Below are 20,196 nucleotides of genomic sequence, written 5' to 3'. Positions count from 1 at the left end.
ATTTATGCATAATCACAGTTTTCTTCTTAGCCCTTTAAGAAAGAAGTTTGAAGATCCTGAAAAGTTTCTCCCTAACTTAATTAATATAAACGATACTATAGCGGATTTAGGCTGTGGACCTGGATATTATTGCCAATTTCTAGTTAAACTTACTAGAAATAAGATATATTGTGTAGATAAAAATGAAGAATTTATAAATGAAGCAAAAAGAATTGTAAATTCAGATAATGTTATATTTCTTATAGAGGACTCTTCACACACGTCAATACCTTCTAGTTCTATAGATAAGGTAATTTTTGCCAATTCTTTCCATGATATGAAAAATAAGGAGAAAGTTTATGAAGAAGTATTAAGAATACTCAAACCAACAGGAAAAGTTATTATAATAGACTGGAAAAAGGAAAATACTTCTTTCGGCCCTCCTTTGAGTATTAGAATGAGCAAAGAAGATTACCTTAATATTTTTAAAAATTTTAAAATAGAAAAGGAATTTTATGTAGGGCCATATCATCAAGGCTTAGTTTTAAGCAGGTAAGTTATAGTCTCTTTCACTAAGAATTAATGTATTATAATGTAACGAATAGAAAAGTATTACAAGTGGAAAATATATTAAAAAGAGCAAAGAAGGAAAGTCTTAGAAATGACAGGAAACAAGATAATAACCATTCTGTAAAAGGAAGAAGAAATTATAGTTTGTTGTCAGCGTATATTCTTATTTTTGTTAGATCCATAAGTCCATTAGAATTGACCTTAATATAGTCAAGTATTGGACCTAGGCTACTTGCGTAGATCGATATATATCTATTACTTATTTCAGAAGTTTTAATTTTTTGTGCGAAAACGTCTCTCACTATATAGTTAAGTAAATATTCACCATAACCGAACAACATTATTTTTGGTAGATCTTTATGATTAACAGAGAGTAAAGAATTAATTATATTAATAAGTAAGAAATACCTTATTGTCTCAAATAAATTGTAAATTATTATTAGAATATTCCATTTATCAATAGCAGCCTTATCTAGGTATGTATCATCATATATCTCACTATGCAGTGAACTACCCCGCCCTAACGGACGGGGCTTCCTGCTTCAAAGCCGAGGCTTGCCAAAGGTAGAGGTCTCAGCTCCACAGGCACTAAGGGTCGTTCCGACCCCGATCTCCTCAGAATATTAAGAGAAGCATTATAATCACGATCAGCGACCCAACCGCACTTGGGACAGACAAACACACGATCAGCCAACGTCAAATCTTTCTTAACATGCCCGCACCTAGCACAAGTCATTGAAGTAAAAGCAGGATCCACTAGAGTGAGTTTCTTACCATACTTCCCAAGTTGATACTCCATGATACTCCTAAGCTCATGAATAGCAACATCGTGTAACCTCATCCTCAGCCTTCTGAGAGACTTACCAACAAGTTGCTTAACATGAATATCCTCCATTACGAGAACATCATAATGCTCAGCAAAATACTTACCAAGTTTCATGTACATGTCCTTCCTAAGGTTCTTCAAGTGTTCGTGAGCCCTCGCTAGACGAATCTTTGCCTTAAACCAGTTGCGTGACAAGAACTTCTTCCGTGAGAGAGCTTTATGAAGCCTCTTCATCTTATTGAGTGCCTTCTCGTAAGGTCTCTGGTTGGGGACATATTCCCCGTCAGAGGTAGTGAGAAGTTTCTCTACGCCAACATCCACAGCAACAACTTTGTTTGTCTTTGGGAGTTGAGGATACTCTTGATCCACAACGAAAGTAATGTACACTCTCCCTGACGGTGTTAACTTCACTATGACCCTCTTTACCTTGTCTAGCGGGAAGTCCCTATGGACAACGACGTTGAAGATCCCTAGGTTTGACAGCTGAAGCGTTATTACCTTCTTCTTGTTCTTCTTGCTCTTCGTCCTTATTTCTCTCACCTTCAGGACTTTCCAACCTGATTGAGGGTAGACGAGGGAGTACCACTTGTGTGCTTTCTTTTCCTTTGGGAAACGTGCTAACCCATCGAAGAACCTCTGTCTAGCGTCGTAGAATCTGTCTGCAATCTGCTGCAGTGTTTGGGAATAGATTTGTTGATACTGTTCATCCTGTTTTCTCAGATCGAGAGCTAGTTGCCTCAACTCCGTCTTAGTGAGTCCTTTTCCATCTCTTTCATGAAAATAGATGTCTGCCCAACGTAGGGTGTTGTATACTTCTGACGCTAACCTCAACTGGGCTTTTAACGCCCTCAATGTTTGTTCGTTAGTGTACGCTCTGAAGCGTAACCCTACGTCAGACATTAATAGAATATTTGAAAAATACGCATTTAAATGTAACTACAAAGGGGGCTCCTACGGCGATTTTCACGAACAACACTCCTAAACAAGAAGACAAGCCTTACAAGAGTAAAACTTTTATAAAGAGAACAAGAAAATAACATAAGCCGAAAGTGGGCATGGGGATAAAACCCCGTTGGATAGGCTGGCTATACGTCCCCGCGATCTAACATGTGGGACAACATCCCGAGTAGGAGCGTGCAAAAATTTAAGGGGACGTTCTCATAGTTAGTTCGCACTATCTCCTAACAAAATTAACAATACAACGCGTATTATAGAAAAATTCAAGAATTAGAAAAAGAGTATTACACATACAAAGTGAAGATCCTAAAGTTAACCTCTATCGAGTGGTTTCCTCGGCTCTTCAAGCTATCGCCTAGCCATGTTAGAGGCAAAGCATGTGGAGCCTATCCATCTCCACCCTTACGGATGGAGTCTTCCGCCCCCTTTGAACCCCTTGTTAAGATAAATTGTCTTCATCATTTTTTATACTTGTTAAAATTAAATTGGGGATACCAGATAATAGGTGTTCAAGAGTTAATTTGTAAATATTTTGCAAAGATGATATATAATTGCTTAATATTGATAATAGATCTATAATTAACGTAGTTGTATTGGTATATAGATGTAAATGATTAAATGGAAAAAATCATTATAAGACATCTCAGTATCCTCCTCTATGTACAAATATTTGCATGTCTAGCTACCATCACTGGAAAAGTAGCGGCACTCATAGGTTCAGTAGAGCAACCACAATTGCCATTTATATAAAAGTCTGTAAAATCTGAATATCTTCTATTTGTAGGAAATTCATATCTTTCAAATTTTCTAATAGAATATAAACTAAAACCTATCATCTTTTTGCGTCCTCTAATTGATATGCCATTTTTAAGATTTTTAACATTATATATGGTTTGAAGTTTAAAACAGTAAACTATAGCTATAGTTTAAACTAATTGAAAATCATACTTTAAATCTAGGTGTAAAGCTACGGATTTAATTGAGATAAACAACGTTTGGAAAAGCTATGGTAAAATTGTGGCTAATGAAGAAGTATCCATGACAGTTAGAGAGAATGAAATAGTATCTATACTTGGACCTAACGGTGCAGGGAAAACTACCTTATTGAAACAAATCTATGGAGAACTTGAACCTGATAAAGGTGAAATAAGGATTTTAGATAAGAGACCTACTGACGTAAAAGTGAAGAAGAAAATAGGCACACTTCCCCAAGAAGTCAGACCTTTTACTCAGTTAACAGTTTATGATAATTTGTTTTACATAGGGAGAATAAAGGGGGTTAATAAGAAAACTTTAGAGGAAAGGATAGAAGAGTTACTCAGAAAGCTTGACCTAGAGCATGTGAAGATGAAAATAGCTAGGGATCTATCTGGTGGAATGAAAAGAAAGTTACTGCTTGCAATGGCGCTAGTTAACAACCCTCAACTTCTAGTTTTAGATGAGCCGACTACCGGATTAGATCCTGAGGGAAGAAGGAAAATATGGGATCTTTTACTCGATATGAAAAGGAATGGTAAAAGTATACTTCTCACTACTCATTATTTAGATGAAGCAGAGAAGTTGTCTAATAGGATTTACTTTCTGAACAAGAAAGTTATATTTTCAGGTACTCCGTTGGAGATAAAGGCTAAGTTCACGGAATGGTATGAGGTCATAGATTATACTAATAATAAAGTATACAAGGTAGGAGGGGACAAGGTCAAGGATATAGTAATGTCAATTAAAGGTAAATTCGAGGTTAAAACGCCAAGTCTAGAGGATATATATCTACAAATATTCCAAAGTGAGTGAGATGTTAAGGGAAATACTTTATATAGTAGTAATGCAGATAAAGGGAGCTAAGAGTTATGCATTAGGTTACGTGTTCTTTTCCCTACTATTTCCATTAGGATTTATGTTAGTATTTGCGTCTTTCGTGTCTAACTCTTACAGACTCTATATTATATCTGGCACTCTTACAGCTTATCTATTCATAAGTACTTTTACTGCCGTAGCGAATAATCTTGCTAATGAAATTGAATCTGGCAGGTTTTCATTAATACTAGATGCAGGAGTAAGGAAGGAATTATACAGTATTAGTATAGCATTGTCACAGATAATTTTAGATATCATGCCTATATTAACTATTTTGACTATAGGAGTACTTATATACAATATACAGTTAAAATCTATTCCTTTAATTATAATTGCCTTATCTTCTTCTATAGCATTATCTTCTATATTTGGAATGACACTGGCCTCAGTAATTAAAAATCCATACGAGGTGAGTCAGTACTCTAACGTTTTGGGTTTTGCATTAACTTTCTTCGCTCCTGTTTATTATCCTTTATCTTTTATTCCTCTACCATATAGGTATTTGGTCTTTCTTGAACCCAGCACTTATGTATCTCAATCAATTTATTATTCTCTAGAGGGTAACGCGTACTCATTATTATGGAGTCTGGGAGCAGTTATGATATCATTTTTACTAACTATTATAAACAAGAGATCACAAAGACTATATAGACGTAATTTAATAATTAAGGACGAATCTTCAGTCCATTTATAAATTAGTCAAGAAATTTTTATATTTCTCTAGCATTGATAGATATTTTTCAGTTATCTCTTTGCCTTTTTCGGTTATTATTATAATCTGCTTAGGTCTATTCCTGTCTATTTTATACTTTATTTGTATTACTCCCTCTGACTCCAGAACCTTCAAGTTTATTGATAACGTTGATTTATTTACCTCTAGAGCTTTCTGTAAATCTGTGAAGTTAATTTCTTTAAATCCAGCAAGCGCCAAAAGAATGGTTAGCCTTATAGGTGATGAAAAGATGGGACTTGAAGCTACGAACTTGAGAATTTCACCTATTTCTTTTGATTTCTCGTCACTCATAAAGTCTCGCCAGTGATATTATTCCTGCGGTAATCCAACTCACACTGAATAATATTGATAAGAATAGCTGATCTAGAGGAATAAAAATTAGACTTATTGTAGAGACAATTACTATCCAGTCTTCTACATTTGCGTGAACTCTTTGGTAAAAAAACAAGTTAAAGAGATAATATTCTAGGAAAGCGAAGGGAATCACGTACTGTAAGTAAGATCTTATAAATAACGCTGTTATGATGGTAATTACTAAAAATGCTATTGAAGAAAAGGAGAAGGAATATTTATCCTTATTTTTTGTATGAGTTACATTACGTAGCTTTCGTAGGATGGTGAAAGCTTTGCTTAGCTTCACGTCTAGATAAATACAAAACCCTACTATAAATAGGAAAATACTAGTTTCCACTATATTTAGGATGAAAGAATTAAAATGAAATACGGTGAGAGTGTAAACTATAGGAAAATATAGACCAATTGATAAATATATTATTGATAAATATTTCCTTATTTTTAAAGAGTAAATCTTACTTAATCTCTTCTCTGTTTCTTTAACAGTTACTTGGAGGCTCATTTATGTAAACTATTTATAGCTATATATTTATATTTTAAAGAAAACTAAGATCCATGTCAGTATTTTAGAAAACTGTATACTATAGTATTATTAAACTGATTATGGAAAACTTAGTTAAAATTTATCTGAACAAGGGGTTCAAAGGGGGCGGAAGACTCCATCTGTAAGGGTGGAGATGGATAGGCTCCACATGCTTCGCCTCTAACATGGCTAGGCGATAGCTTGAAGAGCCGAGGAAACCACTCGATAGAGGTTAACTTTAGGATCTTCACTTTGTATGTGTAATACTCTTTTTCTAATTCTTGAATTTTTCTATAATACGCGTTGTATTGTTAATTTTGTTAGGAGATAGTGCGAACTAACTATGAGAACGTCCCCTTAAATTTTTGCACGCTCCTACTCGGGATGTTGTCCCACATGTTAGATCGCGGGGACGTATAGCCAGCCTATCCAACGGGGTTTTATCCCCATGTTCACTTTCGGCTTGTGTTATTTTCTTGTTCTCTTTATAAAAGTTTTACTCTTGTAAGGCTTGTCTTCTTGTTTAGGAGTGTTGTTCGTGAAAATCGCCGTAGGAGCCCCCTTTGTAGTTACATTTAAATACGTATTTTTCAAATATTCTATTAATGGCAGTCACTGACGGAGTAAGCGTCACCGAGACGCCTTGGTTAAAGCGAGGGTCTATGTGGTACGCCTCTACTCCATTCAACAGTCCCATATTGGGATACTGTGGGTTCACATTAGTGCTCGGGGTCGGAACGACCCTTAGTGCCTGTGGAGCTGAGACCTCTACCTTTGGCAAGCCTCGGCTTTGAAGCAGGAAGCCACGCCCGTTAGGGCGTGGCAGTTCACGACAAAGAGAACTGCATTAGAAATAAGAAGATAATCCTTGAGATAAAGTAACACTTAGTTGACGACAATACTTTGGGAAGGTTTTTTATATTATTTTTCGCTATTTCGTACTCGCTTCGTTAACAAGGATTTTATGAAACTTCTAGTATACTCCTAGTGTAAGGGAAATTTCGCTCTCTTAGCACTCTAAGATAAAATATTTTTAATATATTAGCATAGTAAATCTATGGATAAAATATCTCCTTATAGTGGAGAGCTTTATGAAGGACCAATATGGGTGAAGGACTCATTATATTGGGTAGACATTCTAAAGGGAGAAATACATAGATTAAAGGGAAAAGAATATAAAAAAATTGTTTTAGAGAACTATGTTAGTTCAATACAGCCTCATGTAAATGGAAATATAATAGCCACATCAGGACACGGACTTTATTCTATAAACTTCGAGAAAAACGATATTCATAAAATTTTTGAAGTTAAGGATTGGGATTCTAGAAACAGATTCAATGACGGTAAATGTGATGCTTTAGGAAGATATTGGATAGGCACAATGAATTTAGAGGAAAAATATCCTACTGGAGGATTATTTGTTTTGGATCTAAACAAAAACTATAAAAAGGTACTTGATGGAACTACAATATCTAACGGATTAGCGTGGAGTTCTGATAATAAAAAATTTTATTTTATAGATTCTCCCACAAAAAAGGTATTTTCGTTTGATTTTAACATAAATGAAGGTTATCTATCAAATATGGTAGTAGCCATAGATCTTTCTAAATATAATGGAAATCCTGATGGAATGACTATAGACTCTGAAGGAAAACTATGGGTAGCTCTTTTTGGAGGAAAGAAAGTTTTAAGATGCGATCCAAATAATGGTGACATACTAGATGAAGTTGAACTACCTACACCAAATGTAACTTCTGTAACTTTTGGAGGAGATAACTTGAATATACTTTATATAACTACAGCTAAGATTCATTTAAAAGAACCAGATAAAAATGCAGGATATTTGTACTATGAAAAAACAAATTATAGAGGGACTGAAACAAATTATTGTAAAATATAACTATCTAGTCCTCCAGCTATCCTGCTTCCATAAGGTTAATAAAGCATAAAATGCAGCAAAAAATTGAACGACTAGTGCTACTGAACCTAATATAATTATTTTCAATCTGTCTCTTTCTACTAATTTAAACATAGCAAAAGCAAAAGGTAATGATGATAAAGAACTGAGAATATGAATAGTGGTCGTGAGAAATTTTACGTGCAACTTATGCCCATTATAGAATAAATGTATAGGAGTACCATGGAATGAATGAGAAGTATGAATATATAATATGTTTATAAGTATAGGCATTGATGCCAGAAAATCCATAATTCTGAAAATCACGTATAGCAGAATTTTAGGATACTCAAATAATTCATACATGTAACTTTTAGGATCATGCGAGAAATCAAGCAATAAAAATACTATGAATAATAGCGGAAGTACATTAGTGTAAAATGAATTAAATATATATAAAGTGCCTTTTTTGAAAATAGTACCATGAATAACGTCACTTATAAAATAGAAATAGTTAGATTTTGTCCATCTTATAACTTGATTTACGAAACCTTTGATATCTTCAGGAGGCATAGTAAAAGCTGTAGACTCATAATCGATTATTGCTCTATAACCACTATTTAAAATAAAATTTGTTAATTGTCTATCATCACCTATAGTTAGCCTTTTACCTAGCACTTGAGGGTTGGTAAAATTTTTAGATAGAACTATTTTTTTAATTAAATCAACTCTATATAATGCACAATGGCCATATAATACTGCTACTTTACCTCTTCTACTTAAGGCTCTTTGAAGTACTTCAGACATTCTTTCAAAAAATTCTGAATAATAGTAAGAGTACTTGTTATTATTAATCATAAGAACTCTTGGACTAATTCCTCCAGTTTTCTCGTCCATGAGACTTAACATATGAGTTAATGATCCTTCAGATAGTATAGTATCACTATCTAAAAACAATACAAATTCAGTTTTTACTTTCTTTAATCCTTGAGCTAATGCATTCCTTTTACCCGATCTATTTTTGATGTAAATAAACTCTCCTTCATATTTCTTAGTTATGGAATAATATGGTTCTAAGCAACCGTCTCCTACTACTATAGTTTTTATTCCTGATACGCTTTGCATAACCTTTTCAAAAAGATCCGGATCTTCATTATATACTGGTATTATAGCGGTAACTTTTTTTAGATCATAACTTTTTTTAGGTAATAATTTAGGCGATGATACAGCAAAATATGAATTTATCATAAAATATATGAATCCGATAAGCAAAGAGATGGTAAGAAAAATTATATAATTCTCTTCATTCATTAATTCATTCTCCTTACTCTAAGTTAAATACCTTACTATTTGGCATGTTAAAAACTAACTATTAAATTAACAAAAAATTATATCTTTCTCCTTATTCTTTCCATTCTTATATCTTCGTCTAATTTATCTAGAAAATCATTTACCCATTTAGACATAAAATTTCTAGCCATTAGATCTCTCCATCCATCATATTCAAAGCTTATGTTAATATTTTCTGTAAATTGAAATTCTAACTTACCGTTACCTGTTTTATTCCCAGATTTCAATGTAAAAATATACCGTATATTATCAATTGAAGAATATACATTTCCTCTAAGACAAAAATCTGTAAATAAGAATTTACCCTTAGCTATAAATGAACTATTATTATTTTCGACGCTTTTTATAGGAGGAAATATCCTAGGTAAAATAAAAGAAGGATCAGAGAGAATAATAATCAATGAATTCCTATCATGCTTAGTCTTTATAGATTTAACTATTCTTAACATAATTATAATTAGCATTAAAGGCATTTTTATTCTTATCTTTTTATTAATAATAGCAATTTTAAGTAAGATAAGAACTTATATTTATAAATACTATAATGAAAATTTTAAGTAAAATTAAATTATCAAATATAACAATAAATTATTCACTGGTAACTCTAACAAAATTTTCGTCTTAAAATCCCATAATTAAGATTAATAGTCTTTTATAGAGATTATGCTAAGCGTTTAATTAAAAGAAAATATACGATAAATTTAAAGATGTTTAAAAAGTATAAACAAATATGCTAGAAAGAAGATATTTAGTCTTATTAGCGTTAGGTACATCCTTGTCTTTTTGGGATATTTTCAATGTTCCATATATAGTTGATTATGCATCAAAAATATTCAATGTAAACACAGATCTTTCTAGTTTGCCTTTAAGCGCAGAAATGTTAGGCTATTTTATAGGAGGTAGCTTTAATGGATACATAGCATCTAAGTGGGGAAGAAAGAAAGGACTAATATTATCAATGGGATTAATTTCTTTAGGATCAGTAATAGGACTTTTATCATTATCATTTATTATGATAATTATATCAGAATTTATAATAGGAATGGGAATAGAAGGTGAAGTTGCTACAGTACCTTCTTATATTTCAGAAATGGTGGAAAACAGAGGAAAAACTATAGGTATTGTTGAGTCTTTTGGTTTTCTAATGAGTCTTGTAGTTGGTCCAATTGCAGTATTAGCTGGTCAAGAATATTGGAAATTATTATTTTTAGCAGGAGTAACAATAGCCATTCCGTCTTTATTTTTTAGATTTTATTTACCAGAGTCAAAACTTTGGATAAAGAAATCTAACGAAAAATTCAAGTGGGATAATACCATCTTGCTCTTTCTAATAGCATGGTTTTTTAGTTATTTTGCAGGATATGCACTTTTTTCAGATCCTATTTTTTCACTAATTGGAAATAAAGGCTTTAACAACACTGCAGTTTATTTTACATATATATTATATGGTGATCCATTAGGAGTATTAATTGCTTCTATAGTAAACGATAAGATAGAAAGGAAACTAACGTCATTTCTAACAAATTTCTTAAGTGGTGTGCTAATTATTAGTTGGCCATTCTTATCTGGAATTTCATTCTTAGGAATAGGATTTACAATAATGTTCCTACAAGGATTCAAATTCCCAGTAATGTATACATACACTGCAGAAAATATAACTACAAAAATAAGAACTTTAGGTTTCGGAATAGCAGATGGAATAGGACACTTGGGTGGAGTTATAGGCCCAATAATTTTATCTTTGTATTATCAACAAGATGTAATATTAGCTTTTACAATTGTAGGTTTAACAGCTATAATATCTGGAAGCATTCTAGGAATATTCGGACTAAAAACTAAAGGTTTATCATTAGAAAAAATTAAGGGATAACATAAACTTCTATTCGTTTAGGGTGGTTTAACATCTATTGCTGCTACTGGACATACGTTAACGCATGCCATACAGAATATACAAGCTTGTTCATTTATTGGATCTGCCTTTTTCTCTGAAGCTGGATGTCCAGGTGTGTCATACCATTGAAATACGTTAACCGGGCAAGCCGTTATACAAGAACCATCTGCTATACATAGATCAAAATCTACTCCTACTATAGTTCCGTGAATTCCTAAAACTTTAGGTGGTTCTACTGGACCATAAACCTTATGCCCTTCATGTTCCCCAACTACTTGTTTAGACGTTCGGAAGTTTGGATCAATACCCATCTAATCACCTTGCTATATATTGAAAATATATGAAAAGAATATTACCCCAAAAATATTCGGGAAGAAAATTAAGGTAAAAAGAGTTAACTTAAGCTTATTAATTTTCTTAATTTATAATATTTATTAATCATATTTAGAAATCTCAACATAATATTCTAAAGCCTCTATTATTAAATCCCCTATATCAGTATTTCTCTTCCTTGATATTGCTTTTATTTCCTCAAATAACGGATCTGGAATAAATATATTCAATTGCATAATTGTTAATAAAAGTGGTATTATATAAATTCCTTATTAGTGTAAGAGAAAATAGTCACTCTATAATGGATTTGTCTAACTCATTATACGCAGTTACGATTTTCTCTCCTATATCTGTAAGTTTTATACAATATCTATTTTCACATCTATATCTTTCTAAAACATTAAGCTTTTCCAACGTTCTTATAATAATTGGATGAGATGCCTTATCCCCTATAATCTTCCTGGATTCCTCTAGCGTCATTTCTTCCTTTTCATGTAATTCTATAAGCAGACCTATAATTTTCTCTAAGGAGACCCTAACTTTCTTATCTAACAATACTATTCCCCATAGAGAGTGAAGTTCGTTCATGACGGTAATGTCAATATAGAATATTTTAAAATTCCCTATTCGATTTTAGGGGTATATAAATACATAATTTTAATTAGAATAAGGAGTTAGAAAAAACATATTAACATTGTTAAACCTTTTTTAAACACTTAATAATGATTATCCTTTAAATAGTAAGGAGTTGATAGATAAAGTGAAATGAAGATAAACTGGCTAATTGGAGGAGCACAAGGTGCAGGAGTAGATACTGCAGCTTTAGTCTTTGGTAATGCCATTGCAGGAGCCGGATACTATATATATGGAAATAGAGAATATTATTCAGATATAAAAGGAAGGCATAGCTATTTTGCACTAACTGTAAGCGATGAGAGAGTAAGAAGCTTTTCATTTACAACCGATATTTTGGCGACTTTTGATGCAGAAACGGTATTTCAACACTTTACAGAAGTGAAAAAAGTACTGATATACAATAAAGGGCTTCTAAATACTAAGGCAGAATATGTTCAAAGTATGGAACCGGAAATTACAGATGAAGCTATAAATGTACTTAAACAAAATGGTTATGATACAACTATAGGAGATGTAGTTAATTATGTAAAAAGTAAAGGAATAACAGTAATAGGAATAGATTACGATGAAATAATAAGAAAAATTGCAGAGGAAGTTAAAGTTCCTCTTTCAGTAGTAGAGAGAACAAAAAACACTGCAGCAATAGGTGCTTCTTATGGTCTTTTCGGTTTAAATAAACAGTATTTACTAAAAGCAATAAAAGATGTTTTTAAAAATGAAACCTTTGTTAAATTCAATACAATGGCTGCAGAAATGGGTATTTCCCAAGTGTCTCCAATGTTTCAACTAAAAGAAATTCCATTGACGAAAGAAAGAGTTCAGCTTGATGGAAATACTGCTATAGCAATAGGAAAAATTTATGGAGGATTAGGTTTTCAAAGTTTTTATCCAATATCTCCAGCAAGTGATGAAAGCACATATATACAAGCTCATCAAGAAGTTTGGTATATAGATCCAGAAACAGGAGATAAAAAGAAAAGAACAATAGTTGTTTTGCAAGCAGAAGATGAATTAGCGGCAATAAATATGGCAATTGGTGCATCTTTAACTGGAACTAGAGCTGCAACCGCTACATCAGGTCCAGGATTTTCGTTGATGACAGAAGGAATAAGTTGGGCTGGAATGGATGAGGCTCCCGTAGTTATAACTTACTACATAAGAGGCGGTCCTGCTACTGGTCAACCGACAAGGACATCTCAAGCCGACCTATTATTTGTAATGAATGTAAGTCATGGTGAATTTCCTAGAATAGTTTTAGCCTCAGGAGATCATATAGAAGCATTTCAAGACGCTGTTTGGGCTTTGAGTTTAGCAGAAAAATATCAAACTCCAGTAATTCATTTTGTTGAAAAAGCTATCGCCAATGCATATTCAGTCTTCGATATAGATGATCTAGAAATGGAAAAACTAAATGCAGAAAGAGGTAAAATAGTTGAGAACCCTGGAGATGAATATGAGAGATTTAAATTTACAGAAGATGGAATTTCACCTAGAGCGTTTCTAGGTAGTACATATATGTTTTACACTGGAGACGAACATAACGAAATGGGCCACATTAGAGAAGCCTCTACGAATAGAGAGAAAATGTACGCAAAAAGAATGCAAAAATTGGAAACTGCCGACAAAGAAATACCAGAAGAGAATAGAATAAAGACATTTGGAGATATTGATTCTAAAAATATAGTAATAACATGGGGATCTCCTAAGGGACCTGTTCTAGATGCTATGGAAGAATTAAAAAGTGAAGGAATAAAATTCTCTGTTCTTCAACTAAGAATGTTTAGTCCATTTCCTAAAAATCTAGTTAGAAAACTACTTTTAGATAAGGAAAAAATTATAGATATAGAAGGAAATTACATGGGGCAAGCAGCTATGGTTGTTAAGTTATATACTGGAATAGAAGCTACACACTATATACTTAAATGGAATGGTAGACCAATGGGAAGAGATGAAGTAAAAGAAGGTTTAAAGGCAGTTATAAATAACGACGAGAAAAAGGTGGTGTTACATGGCGGGGCCTAACTGGAAATTAGAATGGGCAGATTGGTGCCCAGGCTGTGGAAACTTTGGTCTTCTTAACGCTGAGCAAAGAGCAATCCAAGAGTTGGGGGAAGATCCTAAAAAGATTATTATGGTATCTGGTATAGGCTGCTCAGGAAAAATTCCTCATTTTATGCGAATTCCAGTATCTGGAGTTCATACATTACACGGTAGATCTTTAGCTTATGCGCAAGGCATTAAATTAGCTAACCCTGAACTTGAAGTAATAGTCAATGTTGGAGATGGAGACGGATTAGGTATAGGAGCAGCTCATTTTGTAAATGCTGGAAGGAGAAACCCAGATATAACAGTTATAATTCATGATAATGGAGTTTATGCATTAACAAAAGGTCAAGCATCGCCTACATTAAGAAGAGGAGATAAGCCTAAATCTCTTCCAGTACCTAACATAAGCGATAATGCAAATCCTATAGCTTTAGCTCTAGCGTCAGGATATACATTCGTAGCTAGAGGATACGCCTACGACGTTAATGGATTAAAAGAGCTCATAAAAGCAGCAATAAAACATAAGGGTTTAGCAGTAATTGACGTTTTACAACCATGCCCAACATATAATGACGTTTATACTAAGGAATTCTATGATAAGAGAATATATAATTTGAGTTCAGAAAAAGATTGGGATCCTATAGTAAAATCTCCTGAAGAAGAAGGAGAAAAAATGAGTAAAGCATTGCAGAAATCGTTAGAGTGGGGAACTAGGATACCTATAGGTATATTCTATCAAAATGAGTTAGTTCCAATTTATGAAGAAAGAATACTTCAACAAGCTCCTAGCTATAAAGATAATTATCCTGCAAAAGCAAAAATAGAAAAGGACGGAAAATTGATAACTTCCGTAGACGATATATTAAAGGAAAAGAAAATTTAATTTTTTAAGAAAATATACTGTACATATAATTACTGCTAGGTAATATGTTTCCTAAATCTACATAATATACCTCGCCAGGTATTTTTAGAACTTTTAGCACTATCTCCGCATTTATCACTACTTGAGCACTTTTTATATCATTTTCAGGATATAAATATATTACATTATCATTTTTAATTTCATAAAAATTCATAAATACTGGATGTCCATTAATTTCCATAGGTATTCTTACTACTTTAGAAGATGTTAAAATATTGGATGAATATAGTAACAAATAAACTTCTTGATTTGAAGCTATTTTAATACCAAAATTATCTGTACCATTAAGTATGTGATATGCTAAGCCTATTGTTAAAGCTTGGATTTGACTGTACGTTTCTGCATTAGAATATTGAGATATTCCAAACATTACTTGCTTATAGCTTACATTATTAGGCTGTGAATGTTCAACAATAAGCATACCGGAATTTAATGCATAATATTTTTCTCCTCCTAGTTCAATTGATCCGTTTTTTATAATTACAAAGTCAGTATAATTATGGATAGAAATTTCCTTCATAATACTTTCAAATTTATTTGGAATATGACTTTCTATTTCATTAGGATTTTGAAATAACTTAATGTAATCTAAACTCCAATTATACACAAAATCTGTAGCTATTGACGTAGTATTAGACTTTAAGGTAGAATGATCGAATATTCCTACTTGATATGGTAGAGTATAATTAGAAGCTTCTGTGAAATATTTCAGTATAAGAGTTATATTTCCTAACAATGTTTTTTGAGGGATAAAGAATATATGTATTGGACTTTTATATATCATAAATATTACGTTTTCTTCTGTTCCATTGATAATTATTGGAATTGTTATATTATATAAGTATATTGCATCAGGCGGTTGAGCAGTAGGTGGTTTATAAAATGCTATCACTATAGAATCCAATCTTTGTTCATTATTTAATTGTGATGTATTGATTATTTTTAAAAATACTCCAAAAGGTCCTTGTTGGTTAAACGAAAAATCAACAGTAGTTTCGTAATAATATCCTGGGATAATATAGCCTATAGCTATAACACTATTAATAGTAGTTATATTCATTCCTTTTGATGTACTATCTATTATAGTATCATTGCCATGTAATACGTAAAAGTATAAACCATTTATAAATAGTCTAGACTTTACATATCCATTATAATAGAACGCCTTATTAGGTATTAGTTGAATATTATTTGTTTCCTTATTTGTAGAATTTTGAGAAGTTGTAGTTTGAGAATTTTGATATGAAGTAGATTGAGTAGAAGAAAAAGTAGTTGAATTAGATGCATTAGTGTGTGTTAAACTCTGAAAACTAATTATATAATAATCAGCACCAATAACAACTAAAATTGCTAATACGATCCCGATTAATATACCATTCTTCATTTTCAGTCAAGTTATGATAAGCATTCCACCTTAAGATTATATTTCCGTTCATAGCATTTTTACTGTTCCATTTGAGTGAAAAATATATTTATAAAATAAATCATTTAGATAATCTTATTTTAACAATATTTAAAGATTGGGCAACACTTCCAGAAATTGGATCTGTTATCTGATCGCTTATTAAGCTATTTACATCGAAACCGTGTCCATATGCATATCTTTCACCTTTTGAATGTCTGCCAAATCCAAAATATGTGAAAACAGTATCATCTCTTATACCATCGGTTACCTTAACTTTACATTTAACCTTCTGTCCAGTAGTAAGTGAAATAACCTCTATATCATCATTGTCCTTAATGCCAAGTAATTGCGCCTTATTTTTGCTTATCATAACTGGATTATCTGGAGCAAGTCTAATTAACGTTGGAATATCAAAAGTTATGCTATCCTGAGTATGATAAAGAGTATGCCCAGTTGTTAGGAAAAATTCATCTTGTGCTCTTGGCATTACATTTTTCTCAATATAAGTAGGAATAGGATAATATCCATATTTATGGAGAGTTTCAGAATATATTTCTACTTTTCCTGATGGAGTAGAAAGTGGCCTCTTGTAAGGGTAGATTTCATAAATCTCTTGTGGTATTTCAATACAGCCTTTAGAGTAAAGTTCTTCCCTATTTATCTTAAACTGATCTAAAATCTTTTTTTCTAAATCGGCATATGTATCTTTAGAAAGACCTAGCCTATGTTCTAGCTCTAGGATTATCCACCATAAAGGCTTAGTATCATAAAATGGTTCTATTGCTTTTTGATGCACGTCTATCCATGACTCTAAAGTCCATCCAACAGGCAAAGGAAGTTCGTCTCTTTCCAAATATGTAGATTCTGCAAGTACTACATCTGCATATTCAGTAACGTCAGATGGCATAACATCTATTACTACAAGGAAATCAACTGAATTCAATGCTCTTCTTACAAAATCAGAATTGGGATCTCTACCGTCAAGATTAGTACCTACAACCATAAGGGCTTTAATAGGATAAGGATTTCCAGTTAGGATACTTCTATAAACTTCTTGGAAAGCAGCATATGATAATGGATATCTTATTTTATCTATTCGTTTAGCTTTTACTCTAGATTCGTCATATAATTTTACCTTACCTTTTTTAGAAAATATTAAACCGCCTTTTTTATCTATATTTCCGATCATAGTATTCAAAATTAAAGCTGCCATCCAAGCATACGTGGAATCTGTTGAAAAAGATGTATGCCATGCATCATCAATTACTGCCGACGGTCTATTATCCCACAGATTTTCTGCTATATACTTGACATCGTCGTAAGTAACACCAGTAATATCTTTTAGTCTCGGATAAACTTTTTCTCCTTCTTTCATAAGTAGAGAAAATGCAGTACTAACTTTCCTACCATTTATTTGACCTTCATAAAGTAAAGAGTTAGCGTAAGTGTTAGCAGATGAAAGGTCATCATATATCAGTAATGACGCGTTGCTATATTTCATTAAAAAATCTTCATCGTACATTTTATTTTTTATCATATAATAAATTACTGACAACAAGAATGCGCTATCCGTCCCTGGCCTTATTGGAATCCATCGATCTGCATACCTTTCAGCAATTGCTGATTTTCTAGGATCTATGACTGCTATTTTCATTCCTTTCTTTCTTCCTTCATCTATTCTCCTTACTATATCTGGAACTATCCCTTCTAGTGGATTTCTGCTAATAAATACAACGAATTTGGAATTCGGATAATCTGGATCTATACTTCTAGGACCTTCGGCTCCAAGAACTAGCTCTGCAGCTACTGTTCTAGATCCATGGCATACTGATTCATGACCTATAAGATTAGGAGTCCCATAAAGTGCTGCAAACCTTTCTAAGATTTCTTTCCCATAATCATGGAAAGTAATAGCAAGATATTCTGGATGCCCTTCATCAATGAGTTCTTTAAAGTACTTTGTTACTTCATCTAAAGCTCTATCCCAATCAGTCTTTACAAGAGATTCTCCTTGTCTTATCATAGGTCCCTTTAATCTATCTGGATGAGTTAAAAGATAAGGACCTGCAGCACCTCTACCGCATATTCCAGGTTGTGGATGATTTCTATTAGCAGCAACTCTTACTGTTTTACCTTCTACAGTGGCTATAATTCCACACATATTTTTGCACATGTAGCATCTTACAAAAGCCATATATTCTATATCTCCTTATCATATTTAAGTCTAAATTATATATATAAAGTTCGATTATAATTTGGCTTGAAAATAAATTTATAATATATAATTTTACTAATAATATTTGATAGTATTATAAAGTACAATATATAGCATCTGTAACTGTGTTAATGAACAAAATCTAGAAGATATTGTATCGAAGTTTATTAAAGACATTATCTCTAATTTATATATGGAAAAAACACAAGATCTTTTCATTAATGGAGAATGGGTAAAACCTTCTTCTGAAGAATATCTTAACAAATATAATCCCAGTACTGGAGAATTATATGGTAAATTTGCTTCAGCGTCAAAAGAAGATGTGGATAGAGCAGTTGATGCTGCTTATGATGCTCAGAAAAAATGGGAAAAGTTAACATCAGTAGAAAGAAGTAAATATCTATACAAATTAATTGAGCTAATAAATCAAGATAGGGAAGCTCTTGAAGAGTTATTAATGGACGAAGTAGGAAAACCTAGGAAAGAAGCTAGCCAAGAAGTTGATGGAGTATTAGATCAATTACAATACTATGCTGAATTTGCAAGAAAAATAACTGGAGATGTAATAGAAGGTACAAAACCAGATAGAGTAATATATCAATACAAAATACCCTATGGTGTGGTTTTAGCTATAACACCATGGAATTTCCCTGCTGCAATGGTTGCAAGAAAAATGGGACCGGCTTTAATTACTGGTAACACAGTAATAGTTAAACCAAGTTCTGATACACCGTTTGTAGCTGGTTGGCTTGTAGAAAAAGCTAGACAAGCTGGGTTCCCAGCAGGAACAGTTAATCTAATTACAGGTAAAGGAAGCGTAATAGGAGATTATATGACTTCCCATAAGAAAATATCAGTTATTACGTTAACAGGCGAGTCTAAAACTGGAGTAGAGGTAATGAAATCTTCGTCATCAATAATGGCTAAGCTTATCTTAGAATTAGGTGGTAAAGCCCCATTCATTGTATGGAAAGACGCTGATCTAGAATTAGCAGCAAAAGTTCTTATGTGGGCTAAATATTGGAACGCTGGACAATCATGTATAGCAGCCGAAAGGCTTTATGTGCACGAAGACGTTTATGATAAATTCCTAAATCTCTTCATAGAAAAGACAAAATCACTAAAAATAGGAGAACCAAGAAGCAGTGATATGGGCCCATTAATAAATAAAGCTGCTCTCTCTAAAGTTTCTGGGTTTGTAGAAAAAGCTGTATCAGATGGAGCTAAGATTATTTATGGAGGAAATAAGCCGGAATTGCCTTCTAGATATTCTAATGGATTCTTTTACATGCCTACTATTATTACTGACGTAAAGCAGAACATGGAAATATTTAGGGAAGAAGTATTTGGGCCAGTAATAGGCGCTATGAAGGTTTCTGATGATTTCGATGAAGTAATAAGTTTAGCTAATGATTCAGATTACGGTTTAGCGTCATATTTGTTTACAAAAGACGTCTCTTTAGCTATGAAAGCTGCTAGAGAGATTAAATTTGGAGAACTCTATATTAATATGCCAGGACCTGAGGCTAGCCAAGGATATCATACTGGATTCAGAATGTCTGGACAAGCAGGAGAGAATTCTAAGTATGGAATAGAAGAGTATGTCAAGGTCAAGAATATTTACATAGATTATAGCAAAGATCCAACCAAAGGAGAAGTTATTCCTCCTTACACGTAATAATTTTTATTTTTGCATTTCAAGATT

Annotated in this window: 20 protein-coding genes; 8 read left to right on the top strand and 12 right to left on the bottom strand. The window is 32.7% G+C overall.

All coding sequences use genetic code 11. From position 1 onward, the window contains the following. The first annotated feature begins 4 nt into the window (after positions 1 to 4). Positions 5 to 535 carry a class I SAM-dependent methyltransferase gene (locus DFR85_RS18050; protein WP_110269489.1) on the top strand — a complete coding sequence of 177 codons (531 nt, stop codon included), beginning with the start codon at positions 5 to 7 and terminating at the stop codon, positions 533 to 535. Between the two features lie 151 nt (positions 536 to 686). Here DFR85_RS18050 and DFR85_RS18045 read toward each other — a convergent pair whose 3' ends face one another. The 3 genes from DFR85_RS18045 to DFR85_RS18035 all read right to left on the bottom strand — a co-directional run bounded on the left by DFR85_RS18045 (position 687) and on the right by DFR85_RS18035 (position 3,168). Continuing rightward, positions 687 to 890 (bottom strand): hypothetical protein, encoded by a 204-nt coding sequence (locus tag DFR85_RS18045; RefSeq protein ID WP_110269488.1) that lies wholly within the window; start codon positions 888 to 890, stop codon positions 687 to 689. A 179-nt stretch (positions 891 to 1,069) separates the two neighbouring features. Beyond that, positions 1,070 to 2,275: an RNA-guided endonuclease InsQ/TnpB family protein gene (locus DFR85_RS18040; RefSeq protein WP_110269487.1), complete on the bottom strand. Its 1,206-nt coding sequence runs from the start codon at positions 2,273 to 2,275 to the stop codon at positions 1,070 to 1,072. Between the two features lie 713 nt (positions 2,276 to 2,988). Continuing rightward, entirely contained in the window at positions 2,989 to 3,168 is a 180-nt protein-coding gene (locus tag DFR85_RS18035; protein ID WP_110269486.1) for a hypothetical protein, read from the bottom strand. A 142-nt stretch (positions 3,169 to 3,310) separates the two neighbouring features. Here DFR85_RS18035 and DFR85_RS18030 point away from each other — a divergent pair, with 142 nt between their 5' ends. Together DFR85_RS18030 and DFR85_RS18025 are read left to right on the top strand one after the other, a co-directional pair. Beyond that, a complete protein-coding gene (locus DFR85_RS18030; RefSeq protein ID WP_349290775.1) occupies positions 3,311 to 4,123 on the top strand; it encodes an ABC transporter ATP-binding protein in 813 nt (270 codons plus the stop codon). Position 4,124: 1 nt separating this feature from the next. Next, on the top strand, positions 4,125 to 4,880 hold the full coding sequence (locus DFR85_RS18025) for an ABC transporter permease (RefSeq protein ID WP_110269485.1): 756 nt from the start codon (positions 4,125 to 4,127) through the stop codon (positions 4,878 to 4,880). Here DFR85_RS18025 and DFR85_RS18020 read toward each other — a convergent pair. Both DFR85_RS18020 and DFR85_RS18015 read right to left on the bottom strand, forming a co-directional pair. After that, on the bottom strand, positions 4,875 to 5,210 hold the full coding sequence (locus tag DFR85_RS18020) for a transcriptional regulator (protein WP_110269484.1): 336 nt from the start codon (positions 5,208 to 5,210) through the stop codon (positions 4,875 to 4,877). The genes DFR85_RS18025 and DFR85_RS18020 overlap by 6 nt on opposite strands. Beyond that, positions 5,203 to 5,775 carry a hypothetical protein gene (locus DFR85_RS18015; protein WP_110269483.1) on the bottom strand — a complete coding sequence of 191 codons (573 nt, stop codon included), beginning with the start codon at positions 5,773 to 5,775 and terminating at the stop codon, positions 5,203 to 5,205. The genes DFR85_RS18020 and DFR85_RS18015 overlap by 8 nt, the downstream gene beginning before the upstream one ends. 1,078 nt (positions 5,776 to 6,853) lie before the next feature. Between DFR85_RS18015 and DFR85_RS18010 the strand changes: the two genes are divergently transcribed. Continuing rightward, complete coding sequence (locus DFR85_RS18010; RefSeq protein ID WP_110269482.1) at positions 6,854 to 7,696, top strand: SMP-30/gluconolactonase/LRE family protein; 843 nt, start codon at positions 6,854 to 6,856, stop codon at positions 7,694 to 7,696. On the opposite strand, the gene DFR85_RS18005 is transcribed toward DFR85_RS18010, so the two are convergent. Beyond that, positions 7,697 to 9,004 (bottom strand): glycosyltransferase, encoded by a 1,308-nt coding sequence (locus DFR85_RS18005; protein WP_110269481.1) that lies wholly within the window; start codon positions 9,002 to 9,004, stop codon positions 7,697 to 7,699. A gap of 77 nt (positions 9,005 to 9,081) precedes the next feature. After that, entirely contained in the window at positions 9,082 to 9,492 is a 411-nt protein-coding gene (locus tag DFR85_RS18000) for a DUF3211 domain-containing protein (RefSeq protein ID WP_110271762.1), read from the bottom strand. A gap of 281 nt (positions 9,493 to 9,773) precedes the next feature. Here DFR85_RS18000 and DFR85_RS17995 point away from each other — a divergent pair, with 281 nt between their 5' ends. Next, positions 9,774 to 10,913: an MFS transporter gene (locus tag DFR85_RS17995; RefSeq protein WP_110269480.1), complete on the top strand. Its 1,140-nt coding sequence runs from the start codon at positions 9,774 to 9,776 to the stop codon at positions 10,911 to 10,913. Positions 10,914 to 10,930: 17 nt separating this feature from the next. On the opposite strand, the gene zfx1 is transcribed toward DFR85_RS17995, so the two are convergent. From zfx1 to DFR85_RS17985, 3 genes are all read right to left on the bottom strand, one after another. Then, entirely contained in the window at positions 10,931 to 11,245 is a 315-nt protein-coding gene (gene zfx1, locus DFR85_RS17990) for a zinc-containing ferredoxin Zfx1 (protein WP_110269479.1), read from the bottom strand. Between the two features lie 123 nt (positions 11,246 to 11,368). Next, complete coding sequence (locus tag DFR85_RS32100) at positions 11,369 to 11,503, bottom strand: hypothetical protein (RefSeq protein WP_281351057.1); 135 nt, start codon at positions 11,501 to 11,503, stop codon at positions 11,369 to 11,371. A gap of 55 nt (positions 11,504 to 11,558) precedes the next feature. Beyond that, positions 11,559 to 11,855: a hypothetical protein gene (locus tag DFR85_RS17985; protein WP_110269478.1), complete on the bottom strand. Its 297-nt coding sequence runs from the start codon at positions 11,853 to 11,855 to the stop codon at positions 11,559 to 11,561. Between the two features lie 177 nt (positions 11,856 to 12,032). On the opposite strand from DFR85_RS17985, the gene DFR85_RS17980 reads away from it, so the two are divergent. Then, the gene (locus DFR85_RS17980; RefSeq protein WP_110269477.1) at positions 12,033 to 13,925 is read left to right on the top strand and encodes a 2-oxoacid:ferredoxin oxidoreductase subunit alpha; all 1,893 of its coding nucleotides are present in this window, start codon (positions 12,033 to 12,035) and stop codon (positions 13,923 to 13,925) included. Then, on the top strand, positions 13,912 to 14,832 hold the full coding sequence (locus DFR85_RS17975) for a 2-oxoacid:ferredoxin oxidoreductase subunit beta (RefSeq protein ID WP_110269476.1): 921 nt from the start codon (positions 13,912 to 13,914) through the stop codon (positions 14,830 to 14,832). The genes DFR85_RS17980 and DFR85_RS17975 overlap by 14 nt, the downstream gene beginning before the upstream one ends. A 4-nt stretch (positions 14,833 to 14,836) precedes the next feature. On the opposite strand, the gene DFR85_RS17970 is transcribed toward DFR85_RS17975, so the two are convergent. Both DFR85_RS17970 and DFR85_RS17965 read right to left on the bottom strand, forming a co-directional pair. Further along, positions 14,837 to 16,255 (bottom strand): hypothetical protein, encoded by a 1,419-nt coding sequence (locus DFR85_RS17970; protein ID WP_110269475.1) that lies wholly within the window; start codon positions 16,253 to 16,255, stop codon positions 14,837 to 14,839. A gap of 100 nt (positions 16,256 to 16,355) precedes the next feature. Next, positions 16,356 to 18,470, bottom strand: coding sequence for a molybdopterin-containing oxidoreductase family protein (locus tag DFR85_RS17965; protein ID WP_110269474.1), 2,115 nt, complete (start codon positions 18,468 to 18,470; stop codon positions 16,356 to 16,358). 214 nt (positions 18,471 to 18,684) lie between these two features. Here DFR85_RS17965 and DFR85_RS17960 point away from each other — a divergent pair, with 214 nt between their 5' ends. Then, positions 18,685 to 20,169, top strand: a complete 1,485-nt coding sequence (locus DFR85_RS17960; protein WP_110269473.1) for a D-glyceraldehyde dehydrogenase — start codon at positions 18,685 to 18,687, stop codon at positions 20,167 to 20,169. Positions 20,170 to 20,196: the final 27 nt, after the last annotated feature.

Origin of the sequence: Acidianus brierleyi (assembly GCF_003201835.2) — an archaeon.
GTDB classification, from domain to species: domain Archaea; phylum Thermoproteota; class Thermoprotei_A; order Sulfolobales; family Sulfolobaceae; genus Aramenus; species Aramenus brierleyi.
Note: the sequence above shows the minus strand (reverse complement) of the source record. Positions and strands in the feature narration are given on the sequence as shown.